Source organism: Acinetobacter sp. CAU_H_60, from assembly GCF_058599385.1.
On record NZ_CM178653.1, the window covers coordinates 431,265 to 454,791 of the forward strand.

The following is a 23,527-nucleotide window of genomic DNA, read 5'->3' on the forward strand; positions in this document are numbered from 1 at the left end:
TAAAAATATATCGCAAAGCACTTGCATACAAGAATAAAGACGCAGTGAGGGATAAGCATGCGTGGAGTCGCAATGATGCTCATCGGCAGTTTGGCGCTGATGGGTTGTCACGGTAAAAAAGCCGTAGTTGAGCCTACACAGCCACTCAGCACTTTAAAAAATATTGATCTTGAAAAGAAACCGGGCTTCGTCGAACAGCATCGGGTGGGGATGTTTACGATTGGTGGCTGGGTCAACCAGAAACAGGGCAATCATTTTCAGGCAGTTAAACCTCAGCATGAGGACGCTGCGATCGTTTATTTATACCGCCCGGATTCAAAATGGAACCGTCAGGAAATTGTTGCTGCCAGCCTATTTATCAATCAGCATCGTATTCCGAGTTTATTACATAATCATCATTACTGGATTGAGCTACCTGCAGGCACTTATCGCTTGAGTACCAGTCGTCCTTTAGGTGCGTTGCACTTCCAGAAACCTAAGTATCTGGACTTTACGGTAGAAGCGGGGCAATCCTATTTTATTAAGTATGATGAAGAAAATCTAAGCACCCGTCGTAGTGTTCCGGGTCCTCTGATGCTGATGCCGAGCAGTGTGGGCCTTAATGAAATTGCTTTTACCCAGTTAAAATCGGACAGTTTTAACTTTTTTGCACAGGATCAGGAAACTGGGAAAATCCGTAAGAAAGCCCAGAAAATTAAAGCGACTGAATATGATCCATCTACAGATGTACAGTTGACGACGCCATTTAAACTCTGGGATCCAAGAACCTGGTAATTAATTTTAAAACGCCAATAAAAAAGCACCCATCTGGGTGCTTTTTTTCATGCAGCTTAAATTAGCCTGCAGCAGCGTCAACTACTGGAATTTTGCCAATCTTCGCTTGCCAGATTTTTGGTGCAGTCGCGTGTACAGATGTACCATTTACATCAACTGCAACAGAAACAGGCATATCTTTCACTACAAACTTGTAGATCGCTTCCATACCCAAATCAGCAAATGCAACTACTTCAGCTTCACGAATTGCTTTAGATACGAGGTATGCAGCCCCACCAACCGCCATAAGGTAAGTCGCTTTATTGTCTTTAATTGCTTCAACAGCAGCAGGACCACGGTCCGCTTTACCGATCATGCCATAAAGACCAGTTGCTTCTAATACTTGGCGAGTGAATTTATCCATACGAGTTGCAGTTGTTGGACCTGCAGGACCTACAACTTCATCACCTACTGGATCAACAGGACCGACGTAGTAGATAAATTTGCCTTTCAGATCAACAGGAAGTTCTTCACCGTTATTCAGCATGTCTACCATACGTTTGTGTGCAGCATCACGGCCAGTATAGATTGTACCGTTTAGAAGCAGCGTATCACCTGGTTTCCAAGAGTTCATTTCTTCTTGAGTGATGTTGTCTAAGTCAACACGTTTAGAAGATGAAGAATCCCAAGTAACTGATGGGTAGTCTTCAAGGCTTGGTGCTTGAATATGTGCAACACCTGAACCATCAAGTGTGAAATGTGCGTGACGGGTTGCAGCACAGTTCGGGATCATGCCGACTGGTTTGCCCGCAGCGTGACAAGGGTAATCTTTGATCTTGATGTCTAGAACAGTGGTTAAACCGCCAAGACCTTGAGCACCAATGCCCAATGCGTTTACTTTCTCAAAGATTTCGATACGAAGTTCTTCAAGTTTGTTTTGTGGACCACGACGAAGCAATTCGTCCATGTTGATCTCTTCCATCAATGCTTCTTTTGCAAGCATCATGGCTTTTTCAGCAGTACCACCAATACCGATACCCAGCATACCAGGAGGACACCAGCCTGCACCCATAGTTGGAACAGTTTTTAATACCCAGTCCACGATTGAATCAGATGGGTTCAACATTGCCAGTTTAGACTTGTTTTCTGAACCGCCACCCTTGGCAGCAACAGTGATGTCTACTTTGTCACCTGGAACAAGTTTGTGATAGATCACAGCAGGCGTGTTGTCTTTGGTGTTCTTACGGCCAAAAGCAGGGTCAGCCAGTACAGATGCACGAAGTACGTTAGAGTTTTCAAGATAACCTTGACGTACACCTTCGTTGATCGCATCGTCCAGGCTCATGGTTAAATCAAATTTAACGTCCATGCCCACTTCAACAAATACGTTGACGATACCAGTATCCTGGCAGATAGGGCGGTGGCCTTCTGCACACATGCGTGAGTTAATTAAGATTTGCGCGATCGCATCTTTCGCAGCTTTGTTCTCTTCACGGTCGTACGCACGGCTCATCGCTTGGATGAAGTCTTGTGGATGATAGTAAGAAATGAACTGAAGCGCATCTTTAACCGATGTGATCAAGTCATCTTGCTTGATAATAGTTGTCATACAAATATCTCTTGAGCGGGCTGTTAGCTAGCGGGCTAAATTATAAGGCAAATGAATCCGGTTGTGGGTGTTTTGCAGGAACATTGGCCAAAAGTTTATAGTTTAAGCAATAAGGCATATTACTTTGGCTGAAAGATTGGTTAAAAATGACAGGTTTTTGTCATATTTACTGTCATATTTCAGCTTAAAGTTTATTTTAATATAATTAAATGTATTATAAGTATATGATTTTTATTAATTAATTAAAATTATGAAAATTTCATCATTGTCATATAACTGTCATAAAACTTTTACATAATGCGCTTATCAAATGAATGATGAGTTTTCTTTATGACCCTGACTAGTGTATTGATGGTAATTGCTTTTAGTCTTTATATCGCTGCTACTTGGTTCTACGGCCAGAAAGAAGATCAAGCTTAAGCTTTATCTTCTTTTTTACATTTTAAGAGCAAAAAATTAGCCTATCTTCAAATCTTCAAATCTTCAAATCTTCAAATCTTCAAATCTTCAAATCTTCAAATCTTCAAATCTTCAAATCTTCAAATCTTCAAATCTTCAAATCTTCAAATCTTCAAATTACCTTAATAAAAAAACAATATTTCAATCATCTTGGCCTTGCCACAACACGCCTGTGACATAGTTATTTTTCTTCATTACATTATTAACCCAGAAAAACCCAAAGCCTGAAAACCCTTACACACAGCCAATTTTTTAGGGCTTAGACTGAGGTCTCTCAACTTCTATAAATAGGGCAATTGGAATGAGTAACTTTAATACAAATGACATCAAAGAACATGCTTCAGTAATTGCTTCAGATGGTACTCAAGTTGGTAAAGTGGATCATTTAGAAGGTCAGGACAAGATTAAATTGACAAGAAGTGATGACGAGAATAATGAGCATCATCTGATTCCGATCAGCTGGGTAAGCGAAGTGAAAGATGACAGTGTGATCTTGAATAAAACAGCAGAAGATGTGCACAAAGAATGGACCACGGTATAAGCATGATCGTTGCCTGACTTATTCCGGTTTGGCTTAAATAGTCAAACTGGATGTAAGTTTTAAATAGGCAAGTCTGATCTGTTAAAGTGGTAAATGCCAGCCTGTTCGGCTGGCATTTCTTTTGTGTCATAAATCTTTTCATTTTAGTTTTATTTACTCATAGAGCGGATTAAGAACCTGCATAATTTTTTGAGCTAGATAATCTGTAGATGATAGAACGCCTAATGATTACTGAGAAAACTTATAAAATAGATCAATAAAAAAACCACCCGATCTTTTGATCGGATGGTTGTGGAGTGTTAAAGAAAATTAACTAGCTTGCTGATCTGCCTGAATCGCAGTTAAGGCTATAGTAAATACGATGTCATCGACCAGCGCACCACGTGACAGGTCATTCACCGGCTTGTTCAAGCCTTGCAGCATTGGACCGACACTCACGACATTTGCTGCACGTTGTACCGCTTTATAAGTAGTGTTGCCGGTATTTAGGTCAGGGAAGATAAATACATTGGCACGACCAGCCACTTGTGAATCTGGTGCTTTCTGACGACCCACACTTTCAACTGAAGCGGCATCGTATTGCAGTGGACCATCAATCAACAGATCAGGACGACGCTGTTTGGCAATCTCAGTCGCTTTCGCCACTTTTTCTACGTCTGCACCTGTACCCGAAGTGCCGGTAGAGTAAGAAATCATGGCAATACGTGGATCAATGCCAAAGGCTTTTGCAGAGTCAGCAGACTGAATCGCAATTTCCGCCAGTTGTTCAGCATCCGGATCTGGATTAATCGCACAGTCACCATAAACATAGACCTCATCTGGCAGCAGCATAAAGAATACTGAGGAAACCAGTGAATATTCAGGCGCTGTCTTGATCAACTGGAAAGCAGGACGAACGGTATTGGCAGTCGTATGTACTGCACCAGAAACCAGACCATCCACCTGATCAAGTGCCAGCATCATAGTGCCGAGTACCACAGTATCCTGTAACTGTTCACGCGCCTGTAATTCATTGATTTTGCCTTTACGCAGTTCAACCATTTTTTCGACATAATTCTCGCGAATCAGGTCGGGATCAATAATTTCAAGATCGTGCGGTAATTCAATATTGCGTGCTTTGGCAACTTCAACCACTTCTTCCGGTTTTGCCAATAAGATACAGTGTGCAATCCCGCGAGATTGACAGATTGCAGCTGCCTGAATGGTACGCGGCTCATCACCTTCCGGAAGCACAATACGCTTTTTCGCAGCAATCGATTTTTGTACCAGTTCATGACGGAATGCAGAAGGCGACAGACGTGGTTTGTAAGAACCATTGATTAGCTGTGCAATCCATTCTTCATTTAAGTGACTGGATACAAAACGGGTCACCTGTTCAGCACGTTCAGTATCATCACATGGAATTTCATTGCTTAAATTGGCCAGACTTTGGGCAGTTTCAAAAGTGCTGAGTGGCGTATGCAGAATAGGCAGGCCATGTTTGATTGCTGTCTGGCAGAACTCCAGTACTGCCGAATTTGGCTCATAATGTTCAGTCAGCACTAGACCTGCCAATGGAATGCCATTGCTGCTCGCCAGGCTACTTGCCAGCAGGACATCAATGCGGTCTGATGCACTGATAATCAGCTCGCCAGCCACGAATTTATGCAACTCATGTTCAATGTTGGACGCAATTAAACTGCTGTGTAAGACACGGCGCTGCTTTGCTTCACCCAAGTTCACCCAGTCTGCTGAAATATGCGCTGCCAGGTCAGAAATACGTGGCACACTTAAAGTATTGCTGAATGGAACCAGACCAATCACTGGAAGCTTTTCAGAACCAATATGGGCATGGGTTTTTTGAATATCAGCTATAAATTTGTTGGTATCACTAATCAGACGTAAACCAGGATCAATGGTCACCGGGATCTGGGCAGAATCTTCCGGTAAGCCTTTGGTGCGCATAAACAATACGCCAGCCATACGGGTAGAAGAGGACCCACCCAAATAACGTAATTGGCTTTCAACTTTTTCAGCTGCCACTTCAGGCTGGTTGATATCAGCATTGCTGACAATAATGACTTTGGCATCTAGTGCCTGTGCCAAGGCTGCATTAAAGCTTGGCGCAAAGGTATCACGGCTATTGGGTACCAAACCTTCAACAATAATCAGGTCGTGATTTTTGGCAATCTCACGATGCAGGCGTACTGCATCTTCAAGCAATTCATCTGTTTCACCAAGATTAAAGCGCTGAATCAGACTTTCATAAGCAATCGGTTCAACAGTTTCACTTTGGGATAAATGACGATAGAGTGTTGTAGTGCGATCTGTTTCCTGACTTTTTTCCTGTGAAAAAGGTTTCACAAAACCTGCTTTTACCCCTTGGCATTCTAAAGCATATACCAAACCTAAACAGGCTGAAGTTAAGCCGACGCCTTCCCCGGTCGGCACCAATAAAATCGTTTTCATAAGTAATATCAGTCGCGCAATAATAGAAATTAGGTAAAAGGGAACCGGGCTTGCTTATGCAAGCGCAGCTTCAGGTTCAGACTTTTTTGCAGTGGCTTGCTCCACTTCATGCTCTACCACATAATGAGTTTCTTTCGCGATTCGGCCTTCTTCATCAGTTGGAACTACCCAGATTTGTGGGCCTGTACCGTTATCGATCCGGCCTTCAGTACCGCGCTTCAAACTGCTATTAGCATCTTTATCCAGGTTGAAACCGAAATGTGGTAAATAAGCCATAGTTTTTTCACGGATATAAGCCGAGTTTTCACCAATACCACCGGTAAAGAACAGACCATCAATACGTGGCAGACCACAGCTTAAAGCAGCTAAAGATTTCGCCAGACGGTAGCAGAATACTTCAATCGCAAGTGTCGCATCTTCATTGCCTTGTTCTGAGGCTTCAATCAGAGTACGCATGTCATTAGACAGGTTGTCAGACAAACCAAGCAAGCCACTTTCTTTATTCAGCATCTTGTCAATTTTATATACATCCCAGCCTAGGTTTGCAGCCAGGAAGCTATGCAAACTTGGATCGACATCACCACTACGGGTCCCCATCACCACACCTTCAAGTGGCGTCAGACCCATTGAGGTATCTACACTTTGGCCATTCCACACCGCACAGGTCGAACTACCATTACCGAGATGTGCTGTTAACCAGCCACCTTGCTTAAAGCTGCCAGCCAGTTCAGAACCGCGATCGGAGACATAAGCATGGCTGGTACCATGGAAACCATAACGACGTACGCCATATTCGGTATAAAGGAATTTAGGCAGGGCATAACGGTAAGCATGTGCCGGCATGGTTTGATGGAAAGCTGTGTCGAATACTGCGACTTGTGGCAAATCTGGGAATAAACGTTTAGTCGCTTCGATCCCGATCAGGTGAGCCGGATTGTGTAAAGGCGCAAGTGGAGTTGCTTCGCGAATTTTTTCAATAATTTCGTCAGTAATCAGTTCAGCTTTGGTCAGACTGCCGCCATGTACCACGCGGTGACCAATGGCATCCGGCTTGTAGTTCGCCAAACGCTCTAAACCTACTTCTAATGCTTTTTTATGATCTGCAAAAGGAATATGAATATCGACGGGTTCATTGCCGACAGTCACACCTTTAATACGGGCATTTTCTGTGCCTAAGTTCTCAGCTAAGCCGTGAATACGGAAATTCTGTTCTTCAAGCAATAGGGCAAACTTGATTGAAGAAGAGCCACAATTAATAACTAATACTGATTTAGACACGATTGTTTACCCGATTCTAATTAAAATTCTCATCCATTTCGTTGACCTGTCTGTTGGCAAAAGCGACACAAGATAGGTCTGTGATCATGTTTTAACATGGGTTTTTTTACTGTCCTAGATAGACTTTAGCCGATTAGACTTAAGCATTATCGACCTCAGCGACAATAATAATTAAAATTTATCAGTTCATAGTTTTCATTTATAAATAAAATACTGTTAAAAAATGATCTATTAAACTGTAACTTATATTTCTTAAAAAGAATGTTTATTTATTCTATCTTTTAAGTATGGATATGAAGAAATTATATACAATTTTATAAAGGCTTTGTATTTACTTGAACATGTCTTTTATCAACTCACTGCATAAAAATCAGCCTTGCGAACAAGGCTGATTTTATTATCTATTTACTGACGAATCTGACCATCACCAAAGACTACCCATTTCTGGGAAGTCAAACCTTCCAGACCAACCGGGCCACGGGCATGAATCTTATCCGTCGAAATACCGATTTCCGCACCCAGGCCATATTCGAAGCCGTCAGCAAAGCGGGTAGAGGCATTGATCATGACTGAACTCGAATCTACACCTGCTAAAAATTCACGAGCGATGCTGTAATTCTCAGTGATGATTGAATCGGTATGATGTGAGCCATATTTATTGATATGTTCAATGGCTTCCTCAACACCCGATACGATTTTAACTGCCAGAATCGGACCCAGATACTCGGTGTACCAGTCTTCTTCTGTTGCGGCAACTACCTGATTGCCCAAGATACGCTGGGTTTCACGACAACCGCGAAGCTCTACCTGTTTTTCCTGATACAATTCAGCAATTCGAGGTAGGAAATCTTCAGCCACTTTTTCATCAACCAGCAAAGTTTCCATGGCATTACATACACCATAACGATGGGTTTTGGCATTTAAAGCAATGGGCAGTGCTTTGAGCAGATCGGCCTGTGCTTCGACATAGACATGACAATTCCCGTCCAGATGTTTAATCACAGGTACACGTGCTTCTTCAGTAATGCGTTCAATTAAGCCTTTACCACCACGCGGTACGATCACATCGACATATTCAGTCAGGGTAATCAGCTGGCCAACTGCAGCACGGTCAGTCGTATTAATCACCTGAACTGACGCTTCAGGTAAGCCTGCCACTTTTAAGCCATGCTGGATGGCAGTTGCAATGGCCTGGTTAGATTCCAGAGCTTCTGAACCACCACGCAGAATAATCGCATTTCCGGATTTCAATGCCAATGAAGCAGCTTCCAAGGTTACATTGGGACGTGATTCATAAATCATGCCCACTACGCCCAAAGGCACACGCATCTTGCCAAGCTGAATGCCGGTAGGACGGTAAGCCATATCGGTGATTTCACCAATTGGATCTTTCAAGCTGATCACATCTTTCAGGCCCTGTAACATACCTTTAAAGCGTGCGGGGTTGAGTTCTAAGCGATCAAGCAGGGCACTATCCAGATTGTTCTGGTGAGCTTTATTCATATCAATCTGATTGGCAGCCAGAATAGCGGCCTGACTGTTTTCTAAAGCGGTATAAATTGCTGACAATGTGCTGTTTTTAGTTTGGGTAGACGCACGAGCCAAAATGCGAGAAGCCTGGCGTGCCTGCTGTCCTACCGTTTGCATGTATTGTTCAATAGACTCTTGCATAGCGGTTCAATCACTTAGAAATTTCACTTTGATATTAACAGTCTGATGCCGGACAATGAAGCCCAACACTTAAAAATCATAAGCTTTTCACTGTTTCTAAACATTTTGAAATTGTTTTATCTTTAAAAGCAGATAAGTGGTTGTCGAATCAGTTGCTTGTGAAAAGCCGCTCTGTATAGAATGAAATGTAGCGACATAGATGTCATTGATATAATTACTACAGCGCAGGATGCGTGTTCAGGATAATCGGAATAATCCTGAAGCATAAGATCTGTAAATAATGACTTGCACAATAAAAATAAGGCAAGGACGGAGGAAAGGAATATGAATTCCATTATCCAGATGGATGCCCAGACATTGGACCAACATAGCCATTACGGTTTTTTTGATCTTTATGATAAGCACAGTTTCAAGCAACCAGCACGTACGACATGGATCGATGGCTGGAAAATCGAGTATATGGCCATTGCGCGTCCTGATACTTTGCATATGCGCCCAATGGTGATTATTGGGGGAGCTTTTCAGAACTTTAATTCTTACAAATATTGTGTAGAGCAGTTATTTGATGCGGGACCTATTATTTTAATTGATTTACCTTCCATGGGGGCCAACCAGCAAATTACTAACGTCGATACCGGCTTATCTGCGGGAACACTTGAACTCGAAGATCTGGCAGCGATGCTAGGTCAATGGCTGGAGCAGATGCAACTGCCTAAGGTGGCTATTCTAGGGATGTCTTTAGGTTCAGTGGTTGCTTCCTGTCTGGCAGACCAGCGTCCTGAACTGGTAGACCGTATGATTTTGATGGGTGTGATGCAAAAGACCCGCAAAAGCTGGCGCATGCTGCTGGAAGAATCTCTGCATTTAATGAAAGAACAACGCATGGATGAATTCGGCCAAGCGGTGATTCTGTATCTGGTCAATCATGCGCGTTTAAAGGAAACCCGCATGTCGCCAACAGCAAAACGGCTGTTCTTTAAGCAGATGTCAGAATTTACAGCGACAGAACAGGACCGCTATGACATTAATTGTAATCGTCTTTTAAGACTGACCAATGTACCGATTCCTCAATGTAAGGTTCTAGTCGCATGCGGGCAATATGACAGCTTTACCTTGCCACATGAAAATGCCAATTTTGCCCTGCAATGTCCAAACATGCAGTATGTGCAGATTGCTTCTGCAGATCATGTACCTCAGTTACAGCGCCGTAAAGAAACCATGCATCTATTTGCAACTTTCTTGCGTGATGAGCCGGTTGATCAGCTCGAAGGTATTATTCCGTTCACCCGTGAACAGATGCAGCAGATCGAACGGCGCGGTGAAGAGCGGATTACGGTTCAGGATCCACAGCGTTATTTAAGTCATCGCCATTCTGATCTGGTACTCAAGGCAGAAATTGTTGATATGAATTTCTTTGGGGTGTTACTGGAATTGGAACCTGGATTAACTGATCAAGCAGCCGCGTATCCACGTGATTTGGCTTTACATTTGGAAGATGAAGAAGGCGAGTTTAAGATCGAATGTTTAATCTTCGAGCATGATGGCACTCAGTTACGTGCTTTGTTCAAGCATGGCAGTTTTGATGTAGCAGAGCGTTTATTACGCTTTGTCCAGAAAGAGAAAGCCCTTCAACAGGCTGAAGTATTCGATGCAGTCATCTAATCAATAAAATTCATAAAAAAAACAGCGTAATTAAACGCTGTTTTTTTTCACTGCATGAATCATCCAGACTAAATCGCCCAAATGTTCATCCTGTTCATAATGAGGATTCTGCTGTCGAGGTTCTGCAAAATAACGTTGTGGCTGTTCGACCTCCACTTGCATAAACCCAGTTTGCTGAAAAAACTGCTGTAGTTCTTGGGGTGATTTAAAATGAAAGGTAAATGCACTGCGTGACATGAATTTTAGCAGACGGCTGCAGGTCCAGATAAAGCTTGCCAGTTTATTTTTGACCGGTTCAGGATAAATATCACTGAGATAATGCACTTCACTAAAGCCTTGACCATATTCGGTAATGCCTTTGAGTAAAGTAAACAGCATCTTTTGATCAAAGTAATTGATCAGGCCTTCACTAATAATCACTAGAGGCTGTTGTGGGTCAAAGACTTTAAAAATATTCGCCAGTTCTGCACTAAAAATATCGGCACTCAATACTTCCGGGGCATCCTGATCAATCTGCTGCAAAGCATTGGTTTTGATCCTGGCCATATCGGGCAGATCCAGCTCCCGATAATTAATCCCGGGAAACTTCTGTCTAAAATTCCAGCTGCGTGGAGAAAGACCACTGGCAATTTCCAGTACCTGTAACTGAGGATATTTACTAATTAACTGGCTTAGGTGTTCATCAATCATTTGATGACGCTGTTTCAGGGTAGTGCGCATACTACCACCTACATGACGCTCAGCCCATGACTCCAGCGGATGAACCAGTTTGGCAAGGAATTTGCCTTTAGAGGTGGCAAATACCGGATGTGAAATCCCCATTTTGTACCAGATATAGCCGGTATAATGTGCAGTAAAAGAAATATGGCGATGTTGTGAAAGAGATTCTGTCATGTCGTCCTGACCTTATTGTTGTTTTAATTCAATGCTGCTCATTAATATAGCAGTCTTTTCAACATGATAATAAAAAAGGAACACCTTGTCGTGTTCCTTTGTCGTATTCAGATCATTAAAAAATTACAGAACCAGATCTTTAAACTGGCTGATTTCATCACGGATCTGGCGCCATTCATCTCCAAGATCCAGTTCAGTGCCGATCTGAATCTCTGGAATTTTTCCACGCATACGTTCCAGACGCTGCTGATTTGGCAGCGGTAGCTCCTGAATGCCCTCAAGCGCAATACATTGTGCTGCGCGATCATTGCAGACCAATCCCATATCACAACCTGCTTTCAATGCCGCCTGAATACGAGCATCGGCACCGCCAGCCACACAGGCAGCCTGCATGCTTAAATCATCCGAGAACAGTACGCCGTCGAAGCCAAGTTCTTGGCGTAACACTTTCTGAATCCAGAATTCTGAGAAACCGGCTGGATTTGGATCTACCTGACTATAGATGACATGGGCAGGCATAAGCGCATCCAGTTGTGATTGTAACTGGATAAAAGTCTGCATATCTTTTTGCTGGATTTCTTCATAGCTGCGCATATCAATGGCAGCGGCTACATGCGAATCTGCTTTAACCGAACCATGTCCCGGGAAATGCTTACCAGTTGAAGCCATGCCAGCACGTTTCATACCTTTCAGGAAAGCACCAGCTAGTGGAATAATATCCTGAATATTTTTGGCAAAGCTGCGGTCACCAATCACATCGCTAATATCATTTAAATCCAGCACAGGCGCAAAACTAAAATCAATTCCGACAGCCAGTACTTCGGTGGCCATCAACCAGCCACATTTCTCGGCCAGTTCCAGCGCTTTTTCACGATCGGTCTGGTAAAGCTCACCAAATTTACCCATAGCAGGTAGCAGAGTAAAACCTTGTTTGAGGCGCTGTACACGGCCACCTTCCTGATCCACCGCAATCAGAATATCTGGACGGACCTGACGCATATGATCAGTCAAAGTGCGGACTTGGGCAGGAGATTCAATATTGCGACCGAATAAAATTACACCACCGACTTGTGGTGCACCCAAGAGTTCAATATCTTCTTGAGTAAGGGTAGTGCCTGCGATGTCGAGCATCAATGCGCCAATCATATGCGGAATCCATTTTAGAATTTTCGGGGAAAACAATACCTGAATTCTGCAATGATTTGCTACACTTTGTCAGCACAGAATATGATAAAACTACACGACATAAACATATTAAGTTGTTTAAGATGCTGAATACTTTAAGTTCTGCTCGAAAAGCAACACGGTCAAATTGGTCTTGAGGCCAAGGAAGTACGAATTATTTATGAAATTTCAAACAATAGCTTGTGCAGTTGCGATTGCGACAGGCGGATTATTTTTTACCCATGTGGTGAATGATGCAATTGCAGCTGATGGTAAAGAAGTAGTCAGCAAAGCAGTGCTTCAACCTTCTCAAGAACAGGCATTGGTATCCCGACAACTGGCAACTCTCGTTGATCGCCAACATTATTTGAATATGCGTCTGGATGCTCAGACTTCACAGCGTATCTTTGATTTTTATATTGATAGTCTGGATGCAGATCACAGTCTTTTTCTGGCATCTGAAATAGAAGATTATAAAAAACGCTATGGTGCTACTTTTGGTGCCAATCTGAAAGCCGGTAATTTGTCTGGCCCTTATGAAATTCATGCGCAGTATCGTGAGCGTTTAGCCCAGTTCTATACCTTTATGCTGGAAGAACTGAAAAAGCCGCAAAACCTGAACCAGAAGAATGTATATATCGAAACGGATCGCGAAAAAGCACCGTTCTTTAAAACTCAGGCTGAACAGCGTGCTCACTGGTCAAAAATGCTGGTTTCTCAGCTCATCAATCTGACTATTAGTAAGGAAGAAGAGCAGGCCAAGCAGAATGCACTCAAAGCCAACCCTGAACTGGCGAATGGTCAGGACCTGACTGGGCCGGAAGATTTAACGCCTGCTCAAACTCTGACCAAACGTTATACCCGTCAGTTAGAACGTCTCAGCCGGATCAAGAGCGATGATGTGCTGGACAAAACCCTGAATGCGATGATGCTGACTTACGATCCACACAGTAATTATTTCCCGCCTGTAGATGCGATGGAGCTGAACCGTCAGACCACCTTACAGCTGGAAGGGATTGGGGTGTCGATTCGTCCGGAACGTGGTAATGAAGATTACACCAAGATTGAAACCATTGTAGAAGGTGGGCCTGCCAGCAAATCAGGACAGGTAAAATCAGGTGACCGTATTGTTGGCGTTGCTCAAGACGGCGAACAGATGGTTGATGTGGTCGGCTGGCCGAGCAATGAAATTGTTGGCCTGATTCGTGGTAAGCGTGGCACCAAAGTAACGCTGAAGTTATTAGGCCCGGGTGCGACCATGGGACAGGCGCGTAATGTCAGTCTTGTACGTGATGTGATTCAGGAAGAAGATGCCGGGGTTAGAACCCGTACCGTTGAAATCCAGCGTGATGGTAAAAAATATCAGTACGGTGTGATTGAAATTCCATCTTTCTATCTGAACTATCGTGCCCGTCGTGCAGGTACTGACTACCGTTCTGTATCAGAAGATACCAATAAGGCCCTGAAAGAGCTGGCTGCGAAGAATGTTGCCGGTATTATTGTAGACTTGCGTAATAACCCGGGTGGTTCACTTGAAGAAGTGGCACGCATGCTAGGACAGGTGATCAAGTCGGGTCCTGTGGTTCAGATTCGTGATGGTAACGGTAATGTTAGCGTCTTTGAAGATGATGATGGCGGTGCGCAAACCTATGCTGGCCCATTGGCAGTAATGGTGAACCTGGCTTCTGCATCTGCAAGTGAAATTTATTCGGCGGCGATTCAGGATTATGAACGCGGCATCGTGATCGGTAGTACCACAACGGGTAAAGGAACTGCACAGGTTCAGCTGGATAGCTTGGCACATGGTCAGGCAACGCTGACCCAGCGTAAGTTCTATCGTGTGACCGGTGGTAGTACCCAAAACAAGGGCGTGATTCCGGATATCAAGCTGGTCGACATCTATAATGAAGAGTTTGGTGAACGTAAGGCTAAAAATGCCCTAGAGTGGGATACGATTCCAACTGCGCCATTTAAACGTGAAGGTGTGGTACAGAAATATGTACCGGAACTGGCCAAGTTATCTCAACAGCGTGTCGCTCAGAACCCTCAATTCAAGTATCTGGAACAGCGTACAGCGGCTATGAAAAAAGTCGAAGACCAAAAACGTGTAGTTCTGGATCTGGAACAGCGTAAAGCTGAGTTGCTGGATATCGAGCGTAAAGCTTTAGAAGCTGAAAATGCCCGCCGTGCGGCAACCGGCCTGAAACCTTATCCGAACTGGGAAAGTTATCAGGCTTCTCTGGATGCCATGGTTGAAGCTCGAGCGAAAATGAAAGCCAAAGAGCGTCCGGCATTACCGGAAGAAGAAGCTTTTGTACTGGAAGCCGCGCATGTCTTGGCTGACTATGCTCAAGCACAGTCAAAACAGTAACTTTCACATAAAGTAATACAGTTTCTAAAACAGCCTATCTCGATAGGCTGTTTTTTTGTGCAAATAGAATGCAATATCAATTAAATATAAAGTGCTATGTAACTAAATAAAAAAGAAAAATTTGTGATTTATGTCGAATAAAAAAGCTGGAATATTAAATTTAATCAATTGATAAAATCTCAAAGACTTCTAATATATAAGCTTAATTTTTTATTTTATCGATTCAGGGCAATTTTAAACTCCACTCCAGCTACTGAAGAGATAAAAATATTGCAATAAATTTTGTATATGGCTTCAAGTTTGAAGCAGTCGGGATGAACTCTGAAAAGAGTATTTTATTTTTTATAGGGCGTAAATTTAGCGGGGAATCGTGCGAATACAGCTGTGCAATAAAATAAAAATGATCGCCCAGATGGAACATTTTATATGATTCATGCTCATCATGATGTCAGTCTGCTCATTGGATCGATGGCTGTGGCATTTATTGCCTGCTATTTGACGCTTACGCTTGAGCAGATGCTATTTCGTAATGTGTCGCTAAGGTTGAAAACCCTTATTTTACTGTTCAGCGGTGGCTTGCTGGGACTGGCGATCTGGGGAATGCATTATGTCGGCATGACGGCAGCTCATTTTCCTGATGCTTATGATATCGATACTGCACTCACATTAAGTTCTTATGTGATTGGCTTTGTGGGAGCAACCTTTGCCATCTGGCTCACTACCCGTAAAACCTTGCCTTGTGCCCGCTTGATTCTAGGTGCTGTTCTGATGGGGCTGGGCATGTCAGGAATGCACTATGTGGGCATGCTGGGCCTGAATGTTAAAAATCATGTGACTGCCTATCATCCTTTATTAATGATTTGTTCGATCCTGATTGCAACGAGTGGAGCGGGACTCAGTTTTTGGGTGGCCTTCAAATATCGACAGGCAGTGCAAAGTACAATCCGGATGAAGCTCGTGGTCGCGAGTATGCTCACGTTGACCATTGTCGGGATGCATTATACGGGTATGGCGGCACTTAGTTTTTATGAAGATGTCCACCCACTGAGCCAGATCAGTCATTCCCACTATGACTTGCTATTTTCAGTCATCCTGATTAGTTGTCTGGTACTGGTGACTGCATTTGGCGTAGCCATGCTGGAGTTACGCTTTGAATCACGTAACCGTCAGCTGATGCTGGCCAATAAAGAACTGGCGAATCAGGCGATTCAGGATAATCTCACCAAACTGCCAAACCGTTTATATCTGGTCAAATATGCACAATTGCTATTTTCTGGCCGGCAGCAAGATACCCAGCATGAAATCGCTTTTTTATATATTGACCTAGACCGTTTTAAAGCCGTGAATGATGTGTTTGGCCATCACGTTGGGGATCAGCTACTGATTCAGCTGGCTTATCGTATTCATCAAATTCTGGGAGATGATTCCAAACTGCTACGCATCGGTGGCGATGAATTTCTGCTGGTGCTGGAAAATACTTCAGTAGAGCAGGCCTCGAAAATATCGGAAAGGATTCTGGAACTGATTCAGGAAAGTTTCCAGATCAGTGGCAAGACTATCAATATCTCGGGCAGTATCGGGATCGCGATGTATCCGAAGCATGGTCAGAATCTGCAAGATCTGCTGATCAATGCAGATGCCGCCATGTTGACTTCCAAGTATCAGGGACGAAATACCTATTCGGTTTTTAATTTCTCGACTGATCAGCATGAAAGCAAGAGCCAGAGCAAACTGATCAATGATCTGTATAAGGCAGTAGAAGAACAGCAATTTATCTTGGTTTATCAGCCAAAATTTACCCATGATGAGCAGATCTGTGGTGTAGAAGCGCTAATCCGCTGGAAGCACCCATTGCATGGTTTGCTGGGTCCAAATATGTTTATTCCGGGGGCAGAAAAAACCGGTCTGATTATTCCGATGGGCTACTGGGCTTTGGAGCAGGCCTGTAAACAGATTCAGCTCTGGGAAGCTGATTATGCTGATTTTTTCCCGATCGGCGTCAATTTATCTGCGGTTCAGTTTGAGCATAAGCATCTGATTAGTACGCTGGAGCAGCTACTCAGTCAATATAAAATTGATCCTCAACATTTGATGATCGAGATTACCGAATCGACTGCCATGCATCATATTGACTCGAGTATCCGGACTTTGCAGCAGTTGCGTCAGATGGGCATCCAGCTGGCGATTGATGATTTTGGTACCGGGCATTCCAGCTTTCTGTATTTAAAAAACCTACCTGTCGATGAGCTGAAAATTGACAAGGAATTTATTCAGGGTCTGAGTGCAGGTTCCAAGGAAGAAATGATTCTGGAAAGTATTATCCAGCTGGCCATTAAACTCGGTTTAAAAGTGACAGCTGAAGGCATTGAAACTGTACAGCAAGCGGAAATTTTGACCCGTTTGGGCTGTCAGCAGATGCAGGGCTATCTGCTGGGTAAACCGATGGATGTCGAGCAACTTGAAGCTAGGGCCTTGGTTTCTTGAACTCAGTAAATCACTATTTAGAAATTTTTATGATTAAGCTAATCAATTGTAAATTATAAAATTTATGTGATTATTGATTTATAATTTCTAGGTTGAGTAGTAAATTAAATCTGCTAAATAGACGAGCCAAAAAAATATCAGTTCAACCTGAAAAGAGAATGGGAAACTACGATTTCTCCAATTTATAGAGCTGCTTATTGGCTTCAGAAATCTGCTACAATATCGTCAATTTTTCATATTGATCGTATTTGATCTTGAGCACTGCGGTTCTGCAGTAGGTATTTTCCATGAGTTTTAAAGATGAGTTAGCGGCGCAGGTCGCTCAGCGACGTACATTCGCCATTATTTCCCACCCCGATGCCGGTAAAACCACCATGACAGAAAAACTGCTGTTATGGGGTCAGGCCATTCAGGTTGCAGGTATGGTGAAAAGCCGTAAATCGGATCGTGCAGCCACTTCTGACTGGATGGAAATGGAAAAAGAACGTGGGATTTCGATCACCACGTCTGTCATGCAGTTCCCGTTCAAGGACAAGATGATTAACCTGCTCGATACACCGGGGCATGAAGATTTCTCGGAAGATACTTACCGTACCCTAACCGCGGTAGACTCAGCGTTGATGGTGATTGATGGTGCAAAAGGTGTCGAGGAACGTACCATTAAATTGATGGAAGTGTGTCGTATGCGTGACACACCGATCATTTCTTTCGTCAACAAAATGGACCGTGAAATCCGTGAGCCTTTAGAGCTACTGGATGAAATTGAAAATGTCCTGAAAATTAAATGTGTCCCGATTACCTGGCCACTGGGTACAGGGCGTGACTTTGCAGGTGTCTATAACCTGCTTGAAGAAAAGTTCTATGTCTATAAAGCCGGTTTTGGTTCAGTAATTACCGATATCGAAGTTCGTGATGGCTATGACCATGCTGATTTACGTGAAAAAGTCGGTGAGCTGGCTTGGGCGGCATTTGAAGAATCATTGGAACTGGTACAAATGGCCAATGAGCCATTAGATCGTGAAGAATTCCTGGCAGGCCGTCAAACTCCAGTGCTGTTCGGTACAGCTTTAGGTAACTTCGGTGTCGACCATGTTCTGGATACATTTAGCGAATATGCACCGCCTCCCAAAGCGCATCCAACTCAAGACCGTAAAGTAGAGGCAGATGAAGAAGGTTTTACAGGTTTTATCTTCAAGATTCAGGCCAATATGGACCCGAAACACCGTGACCGTATCGCTTTCATGCGAATCTGTTCAGGTAAGTATGAAAAAGGCATGAAAATGAAGCATGTGCGTATCGATAAAGATATCCGCATTAGCGATGCCTTGACCTTCCTGGCCGGTGACCGTCAGCATCTGGAAGAAGCATGGCCGGGCGATATTATTGGGCTGCATAACCACGGTACCATCCAGATCGGTGATACCTTCACTTCAGGTGAAAAACTGCAATTTACCGGTATTCCGCACTTTGCACCGGAAATGTTCCGCCGTGTCCGCCTCAGAGATCCATTGAAGTCAAAACAGCTGCAAAAAGGTCTGAAAGAGCTTTCTGAAGAAGGTGCAACTCAGGTCTTCATGCCACAAAACAGCAATGACCTGATTGTTGGTGCTGTGGGTGTGCTGCAGTTCGAAGTGGTAGCTTATCGTCTGAAAGAAGAGTACAAGGTGGACTGTATTTATGAGCCGGTGAGCATCAATACAGTACGTTGGGTATCTTGTGAAGATGAGAAAAAATTCAACGAATTCAAGAAAAAAGCCCATGACCAGTTATCTGTTGATGGTGGGGGTCATTTGACTTATCTTGCACCAAGCCGAGTGAACTTACAGCTGATGCAGGAACGTTATCCAGATATCGTATTCCGTAACACACGCGAACACTAAGCCTTCAGGCTTGGAAAATGTTAAACAGCTTCTCCGGAAGCTGTTTTATTTTGTGCTACATTTAGACGACTTATTACTTATATCTCTAAAAAATCATGAAGTTTAGTAAGGAAATCCTGCTCGGTTCAGTCATTGGCTGTAGTTTGTTGCTTGGAGCATGTGATAAAAATGAAAATGAACAGCCGTCAGTAGAACAGAAAGAATCTGCAGCAGTCACCCCTGAAGAAAAAGCCAAAGTTTTGCCTTACCTGAATATTCAGGAGAAATCGGCCGATATTGCCTTGCCATTTTGTGAAACTAAAAACTGTATTAATCTGGATATTCAAACCTTAAAGACAGCCGATGCCTGGCTAAACCAGTCTATTGAAAAGCAGCAGGCAAAAGTCATTCAGGATCAGATTGGCTTAAAGCAGGATATGAGTCTGCAGCAGGCGGTTAATGCCTATGTAAAAAAATCAGATGCTTGGCAAGCCCAGCTCAAACTGAATAAGGCCTATGAGTTATCGCTATATACTCGTATTCCTTATCAGCGCAATCAATTTGTGTTAGTGCAAATTGGGGTAGATAGCACTCAGGAAAATATCCGCGTCAATGAACGCTATTATTTCTTTGTGGCTGACCGGCTGCAGCAAAAAATACTCAGTCCTCTGGATATTATCAATCCTGAGCAGCAGTTGCAGATGGATCAAATTGTGCAGCAAGCTTATCAGAAATGGTTAAAAGACAATAATGCGGAAGTCCAGCAGAAAGCTCCAAAAAAACTGTATTGGGGACAGGCGGACTGGTTCTTTGATCAGGAAGGAATTGGTCTACATTATCGTAGTCAGGAAATTAGCAAAGATGCCAAACAACTGGACATCTATTTAACCAAAGAACAAACACAACAAGTCTTGAAAGTGGATATTTATCAGAATATGTTCTAACAGGTAGGTCCTGCAAGGATAAATGATGATGTTGAACAAAGGTTAATACATGTCAAATTATAAGAATGTTTTATGTCTGTCAGTATTGGCATCAGCGGTTTTGCTGAGTGCCTGTCAGCCTAAAGAAAAAGAGCCGAAAGAGCCTGCTGCACCTGAAGTGGTACAGGCTCAGCCTGAAGTGCTGAAGCTGAGTGGTGATACTGAGAAGCTGAAACTGGCCTTGCCTGAATGTGAAGGAAAAAACTGTCCTGAGATTTCTATTGAGCGATTGAAAAGCAATCAGCCATTTATTGATGAATGGATAGATCAGCAGATTCTGCAGCAGCTACAGGGTATTTTGTCTATTGATGCAATCGAACCGGCGAAAGCATCGGCTGCCAGTAAAGCTGAAGCCGCTGCTTCCGAACCAGAAACTGCATTAGCCAATGTCAAAACTCCAAAACAGCAGCTTGAACAGCAGATTCAGCCGCATATGCAGATTTTTCTGAATCTGGACAAGGAACTGAAAGCACTCAGTGCCAGTCATAGTATTAGCCTGATGATCAAGCCTAGAATTCTGCAGTCTGGCGATCCACTCGCGACTGTGGTCTTAAATAGCACCCATTATCTCGGTGGTGCACATGGCGCTTCTGCTCAAACCTACTACAATTTTGACCTTGAGCAGAAAAAGCTGATTAAGCTGGACGATATCATTTTGCCTAAACAAAAGGCTCAACTTGAAGCCAAAGCTTATGAGGCTTTTAAAGCCTGGGTGATGGAATCCAAACTGGCCAATGATGTAGCTGAATATGAACAGGCCTGGAAATTCAAACTGACGGATAATTTCTATCTGTCTAAACAGGGATTAGCGCTGCAATATGCCGAATATGAGATTGGTCCTTATGTGGTCGGTTTACCACGTCTGGTCATTCCTTATGAACAGCTGAATGGCATTCTGAAACCTGAATATCTGCCTCAAACAGAGAACGCTGCTTCAGAAGCCGAGCCTGCAACTCCTGCCAAAGCACGCTGATGGTTTCGTTATTTGATACCCATACCCATTTTGATGTTCCCGATTTTGATCATGATCGGGAACAGCTGGCTTATGCATCCAAAGCAGCAGGGGTGGAGCATCTGGTCTTAATTGGTTTTTTACAGAGCCGGTTTAAGGATTTATTGCAGACGCATCATTTTATAAATCAGTTAGACAATGCACCACAAAGCCATCTGGCACCTGGCCTGCATCCATTCTATATTGAGCAGCATCAACCTGAGTATTTACAGGATCTGGAGCAGTTATTAAACACAGAGCCTTGCATAGCCATTGGTGAAATTGGCTTGGATACCTTCGATAAACGGCATAAACAGCCGGAACTTTTTCAGAAACAGAAGGATTTTTTTGCTGCACAGCTGGAACTGGCGCAGCAGTTTGATAAACCTGTGTTATTGCATATCCGTAAATCTCATGCCGATGTTTTACAGATTCTAAAACAGCATCAGTTTAAACAAGGCGGTATTGCCCATGCTTTTGGTGGTGGGATTGAAGAGGCAAAAGCCTTTATTAAACTGGGCTTTAAGCTTGGGATAACAGGACAAATCACCAATCCGAATGCCAAAAAACTGCATCAGGTGGTAGAACAGGTAGGACCGGAACATCTGGTGCTTGAAACCGATTGTCCGGACATGACGCCCTTATGTTGTCAGCATTCTACTGAACAGCGAACTCGCAATACACCTGCCAATCTGCCTTATGTCTTGCAAGGCTTGGCCAAGGGTCTGCATATGAATCAGGATGAACTGGCACAGCAGCTCTGGAAAAATACCCATCAGGCTTTACATCTGACGATCTAAGATAAAACCCTACATCGGTCGGAAAGCGCATTTCAATGTATGATCCAATGAAAAAAAGGCGCATTATGCAATTTCTAAAATGCTTTAGACTTGGCATCATGCATATAAATTATTTTAAGTGAGATTCACATGGCACAAGGACTATTGGCGGGTAAGCGCTTCTTGATCGCAGGTATTGCAAGTAAATTATCAATTGCTTTTGGTATTGCTCAGGCATTACATCGTGAAGGTGCAGAACTCGCTTTTACTTATCCAAATGAAAAGCTGAAAAAACGTGTAGATGATTTTGCTGCACAATTCGGTTCGGAATTGGTTTTTCCTTGTGATGTGGCTGTAGATGCAGAAATTGACAATGCATTTGCAGAACTGGCAAAACACTGGGATGGTCTGGATGGTGTCGTACATTCAATCGGTTTCGCACCAGCACATACTTTAGATGGTGATTTTACTGATGTGACGGATCGTGAAGGCTTTAAGATTGCCCATGACATCAGTGCTTACAGCTTTATCGCGATGGCACGTGCTGCGAAGCCATTACTGGCTGCACGCCAAGGCTGCCTGTTAACGCTGACTTATCAAGGTTCTGAACGCGTGATGCCGAACTATAACGTGATGGGTCTGGCGAAAGCCTCTTTGGAAGCAGGTGTACGTTATCTGGCATCTAGCCTGGGTGCAGAAGGTATCCGTGTCAATGCGATCTCAGCCGGTCCAATCCGTACATTGGCGGCGTCTGGTATTAAATCATTCCGTAAAATGCTGGATCTGAATGAAAAAGTGGCTCCACTAAAACGCAATGTGACCATTGAAGATGTCGGTAATGCAGCATTGTTCCTGTGCTCACCATGGGCGAACGGGATTACTGGTGAAATCATGTATGTTGATGCGGGTTATAACACAGTAGGCATGAGCGCTGAACTGATGCTGGATGCAGAATAAGCCTCTTTAAAAGATTAATTCTCAGCAGAGAAAAACCCTCAAGTTTTTGAGGGTTTTTTATTTTTAATTCTAATCGTCAATGATGTAAATCTAATGACAAGGGATACAAGAATTTGGATCAAAATAATTTATCTTTCAAGGCTTTCCCACTAAGATGCTTAATATAAAAACAATACAGGACAATTAAGGATGTTTAAAAATTTTTTAATCAGCATGATTTTTGTGATGGGAACTGTGGGGATCACCACGTCGAGCATGGCAGCAGACAATCACTATCATGACAATATGCATGAACTTGACCATCATTTAAAAAATTTCAAATCTGCCAAAGATAGTAAAGAGGCGCGGGCAGCATTGCAAGGCATGCAAAAATCTGTGGAAGTCTGCCAGAAAAATTTACCTTCAGGTCTGCAAAAACTAAAATCTAAAGATGCAAAAATCACAGCGTATCAGGGATTGTTAACTGACTTATTGAAAGAGATTAAACAAGCTGAACAGCTTGTTGCAGGAGATCAGTTAGCCAAAGCTCAAACCCTCACGGTGAAAATGAATCAGATTAAGAAGCAGGGGCATCAAGCCTTTAAATAAGCCATAAAAAAGACCGCAATTGCGGTCTTTTTTAAC

Annotated in this window: 17 protein-coding genes; 11 read left to right on the forward strand and 6 right to left on the reverse strand. The window is 43.2% G+C overall.

Going from position 1 to position 23,527, the window contains the following annotated elements; translation table 11 throughout:
- The first annotated feature begins 57 nt into the window (after positions 1–57).
- Entirely contained in the window at positions 58–774 is a 717-nt protein-coding gene (locus tag AC4MBN_RS02015) for a DUF2846 domain-containing protein (RefSeq protein ID WP_179992399.1), read from the forward strand.
- 61 nt (positions 775–835) lie between these two features.
- Here the strand turns inward: AC4MBN_RS02015 and AC4MBN_RS02020 are convergent, their stop codons facing one another.
- Positions 836–2,362 (reverse strand): fumarate hydratase, encoded by a 1,527-nt coding sequence (locus AC4MBN_RS02020; protein WP_491880567.1) that lies wholly within the window; start codon positions 2,360–2,362, stop codon positions 836–838.
- Positions 2,363–3,122: 760 nt separating this feature from the next.
- Here AC4MBN_RS02020 and AC4MBN_RS02025 point away from each other — a divergent pair.
- The gene (locus AC4MBN_RS02025; RefSeq protein WP_004781996.1) at positions 3,123–3,362 is read left to right on the forward strand and encodes a DUF2171 domain-containing protein; all 240 of its coding nucleotides are present in this window, start codon (positions 3,123–3,125) and stop codon (positions 3,360–3,362) included.
- A gap of 309 nt (positions 3,363–3,671) precedes the next feature.
- On the opposite strand, the gene pta is transcribed toward AC4MBN_RS02025, so the two are convergent.
- From pta to AC4MBN_RS02040, 3 genes are all read right to left on the reverse strand, one after another.
- Positions 3,672–5,810 carry a phosphate acetyltransferase gene (pta, locus tag AC4MBN_RS02030; RefSeq protein WP_419363650.1) on the reverse strand — a complete coding sequence of 713 codons (2,139 nt, stop codon included), beginning with the start codon at positions 5,808–5,810 and terminating at the stop codon, positions 3,672–3,674.
- 54 nt (positions 5,811–5,864) lie between these two features.
- Positions 5,865–7,088, reverse strand: coding sequence for an acetate/propionate family kinase (locus tag AC4MBN_RS02035; RefSeq protein ID WP_286740017.1), 1,224 nt, complete (start codon positions 7,086–7,088; stop codon positions 5,865–5,867).
- Positions 7,089–7,493: 405 nt separating this feature from the next.
- Entirely contained in the window at positions 7,494–8,759 is a 1,266-nt protein-coding gene (locus tag AC4MBN_RS02040) for a glutamate-5-semialdehyde dehydrogenase (RefSeq protein WP_419363648.1), read from the reverse strand.
- 324 nt (positions 8,760–9,083) lie between these two features.
- Here AC4MBN_RS02040 and AC4MBN_RS02045 point away from each other — a divergent pair, with 324 nt between their 5' ends.
- The gene (locus AC4MBN_RS02045; protein ID WP_419363646.1) at positions 9,084–10,421 is read left to right on the forward strand and encodes an alpha/beta fold hydrolase; all 1,338 of its coding nucleotides are present in this window, start codon (positions 9,084–9,086) and stop codon (positions 10,419–10,421) included.
- A gap of 30 nt (positions 10,422–10,451) precedes the next feature.
- Here the strand turns inward: AC4MBN_RS02045 and AC4MBN_RS02050 are convergent, their stop codons facing one another.
- Both AC4MBN_RS02050 and nagZ read right to left on the reverse strand, forming a co-directional pair.
- Positions 10,452–11,315, reverse strand: a complete 864-nt coding sequence (locus AC4MBN_RS02050) for a class I SAM-dependent methyltransferase (RefSeq protein WP_419363645.1) — start codon at positions 11,313–11,315, stop codon at positions 10,452–10,454.
- A 123-nt stretch (positions 11,316–11,438) separates the two neighbouring features.
- Positions 11,439–12,461, reverse strand: coding sequence for a beta-N-acetylhexosaminidase (gene nagZ / locus AC4MBN_RS02055; protein ID WP_419363643.1), 1,023 nt, complete (start codon positions 12,459–12,461; stop codon positions 11,439–11,441).
- A 199-nt stretch (positions 12,462–12,660) separates the two neighbouring features.
- On the opposite strand from nagZ, the gene AC4MBN_RS02060 reads away from it, so the two are divergent.
- The 8 genes from AC4MBN_RS02060 (at position 12,661) to AC4MBN_RS02095 (ending at position 23,491) form a co-directional block, all read left to right on the forward strand.
- Complete coding sequence (locus AC4MBN_RS02060) at positions 12,661–14,850, forward strand: carboxy terminal-processing peptidase (protein ID WP_419363641.1); 2,190 nt, start codon at positions 12,661–12,663, stop codon at positions 14,848–14,850.
- A 426-nt stretch (positions 14,851–15,276) separates the two neighbouring features.
- Positions 15,277–17,334, forward strand: a complete 2,058-nt coding sequence (locus AC4MBN_RS02065) for a bifunctional diguanylate cyclase/phosphodiesterase (protein ID WP_491880568.1) — start codon at positions 15,277–15,279, stop codon at positions 17,332–17,334.
- Positions 17,335–17,621: 287 nt separating this feature from the next.
- Positions 17,622–19,214: a peptide chain release factor 3 gene (locus tag AC4MBN_RS02070; protein ID WP_419363637.1), complete on the forward strand. Its 1,593-nt coding sequence runs from the start codon at positions 17,622–17,624 to the stop codon at positions 19,212–19,214.
- 95 nt (positions 19,215–19,309) lie between these two features.
- A complete protein-coding gene (locus AC4MBN_RS02075; protein WP_491880569.1) occupies positions 19,310–20,137 on the forward strand; it encodes a hypothetical protein in 828 nt (275 codons plus the stop codon).
- A 49-nt stretch (positions 20,138–20,186) separates the two neighbouring features.
- The gene (locus AC4MBN_RS02080; protein ID WP_491880570.1) at positions 20,187–21,149 is read left to right on the forward strand and encodes an RsiV family protein; all 963 of its coding nucleotides are present in this window, start codon (positions 20,187–20,189) and stop codon (positions 21,147–21,149) included.
- Positions 21,146–21,967 (forward strand): TatD family hydrolase, encoded by an 822-nt coding sequence (locus AC4MBN_RS02085; protein WP_491880935.1) that lies wholly within the window; start codon positions 21,146–21,148, stop codon positions 21,965–21,967. The genes AC4MBN_RS02080 and AC4MBN_RS02085 overlap by 4 nt, the downstream gene beginning before the upstream one ends.
- 129 nt (positions 21,968–22,096) lie before the next feature.
- Positions 22,097–22,903 carry an enoyl-ACP reductase FabI gene (locus tag AC4MBN_RS02090; protein ID WP_004782067.1) on the forward strand — a complete coding sequence of 269 codons (807 nt, stop codon included), beginning with the start codon at positions 22,097–22,099 and terminating at the stop codon, positions 22,901–22,903.
- A gap of 189 nt (positions 22,904–23,092) precedes the next feature.
- On the forward strand, positions 23,093–23,491 hold the full coding sequence (locus tag AC4MBN_RS02095; RefSeq protein ID WP_491880571.1) for a cytochrome b562: 399 nt from the start codon (positions 23,093–23,095) through the stop codon (positions 23,489–23,491).
- Positions 23,492–23,527 lie beyond the last annotated feature (36 nt).

What these genes read in the sequence shown, in the direction of transcription:
- AC4MBN_RS02015 (WP_179992399.1), top strand. Translation starts at nt 58, where the DNA reads ATGCGTGGAGTCGCAATGATGCTCATCGGCAGTTTGGCGCTGATGGGT.
- AC4MBN_RS02020 (WP_491880567.1), bottom strand. Translation starts at nt 2,362, where the DNA reads ATGACAACTATTATCAAGCAAGATGACTTGATCACATCGGTTAAAGAT.
- AC4MBN_RS02025 (WP_004781996.1), top strand. Translation starts at nt 3,123, where the DNA reads ATGAGTAACTTTAATACAAATGACATCAAAGAACATGCTTCAGTAATT.
- pta (WP_419363650.1), bottom strand. Translation starts at nt 5,810, where the DNA reads ATGAAAACGATTTTATTGGTGCCGACCGGGGAAGGCGTCGGCTTAACT.
- AC4MBN_RS02040 (WP_419363648.1), bottom strand. Translation starts at nt 8,759, where the DNA reads ATGCAAGAGTCTATTGAACAATACATGCAAACGGTAGGACAGCAGGCA.
- AC4MBN_RS02045 (WP_419363646.1), top strand. Translation starts at nt 9,084, where the DNA reads ATGAATTCCATTATCCAGATGGATGCCCAGACATTGGACCAACATAGC.
- AC4MBN_RS02050 (WP_419363645.1), bottom strand. Translation starts at nt 11,315, where the DNA reads ATGACAGAATCTCTTTCACAACATCGCCATATTTCTTTTACTGCACAT.
- nagZ (WP_419363643.1), bottom strand. Translation starts at nt 12,461, where the DNA reads ATGATTGGCGCATTGATGCTCGACATCGCAGGCACTACCCTTACTCAA.
- AC4MBN_RS02060 (WP_419363641.1), top strand. Translation starts at nt 12,661, where the DNA reads ATGAAATTTCAAACAATAGCTTGTGCAGTTGCGATTGCGACAGGCGGA.
- AC4MBN_RS02065 (WP_491880568.1), top strand. Translation starts at nt 15,277, where the DNA reads ATGATTCATGCTCATCATGATGTCAGTCTGCTCATTGGATCGATGGCT.
- AC4MBN_RS02070 (WP_419363637.1), top strand. Translation starts at nt 17,622, where the DNA reads ATGAGTTTTAAAGATGAGTTAGCGGCGCAGGTCGCTCAGCGACGTACA.
- AC4MBN_RS02075 (WP_491880569.1), top strand. Translation starts at nt 19,310, where the DNA reads ATGAAGTTTAGTAAGGAAATCCTGCTCGGTTCAGTCATTGGCTGTAGT.
- AC4MBN_RS02080 (WP_491880570.1), top strand. Translation starts at nt 20,187, where the DNA reads ATGTCAAATTATAAGAATGTTTTATGTCTGTCAGTATTGGCATCAGCG.
- AC4MBN_RS02090 (WP_004782067.1), top strand. Translation starts at nt 22,097, where the DNA reads ATGGCACAAGGACTATTGGCGGGTAAGCGCTTCTTGATCGCAGGTATT.
- AC4MBN_RS02095 (WP_491880571.1), top strand. Translation starts at nt 23,093, where the DNA reads ATGTTTAAAAATTTTTTAATCAGCATGATTTTTGTGATGGGAACTGTG.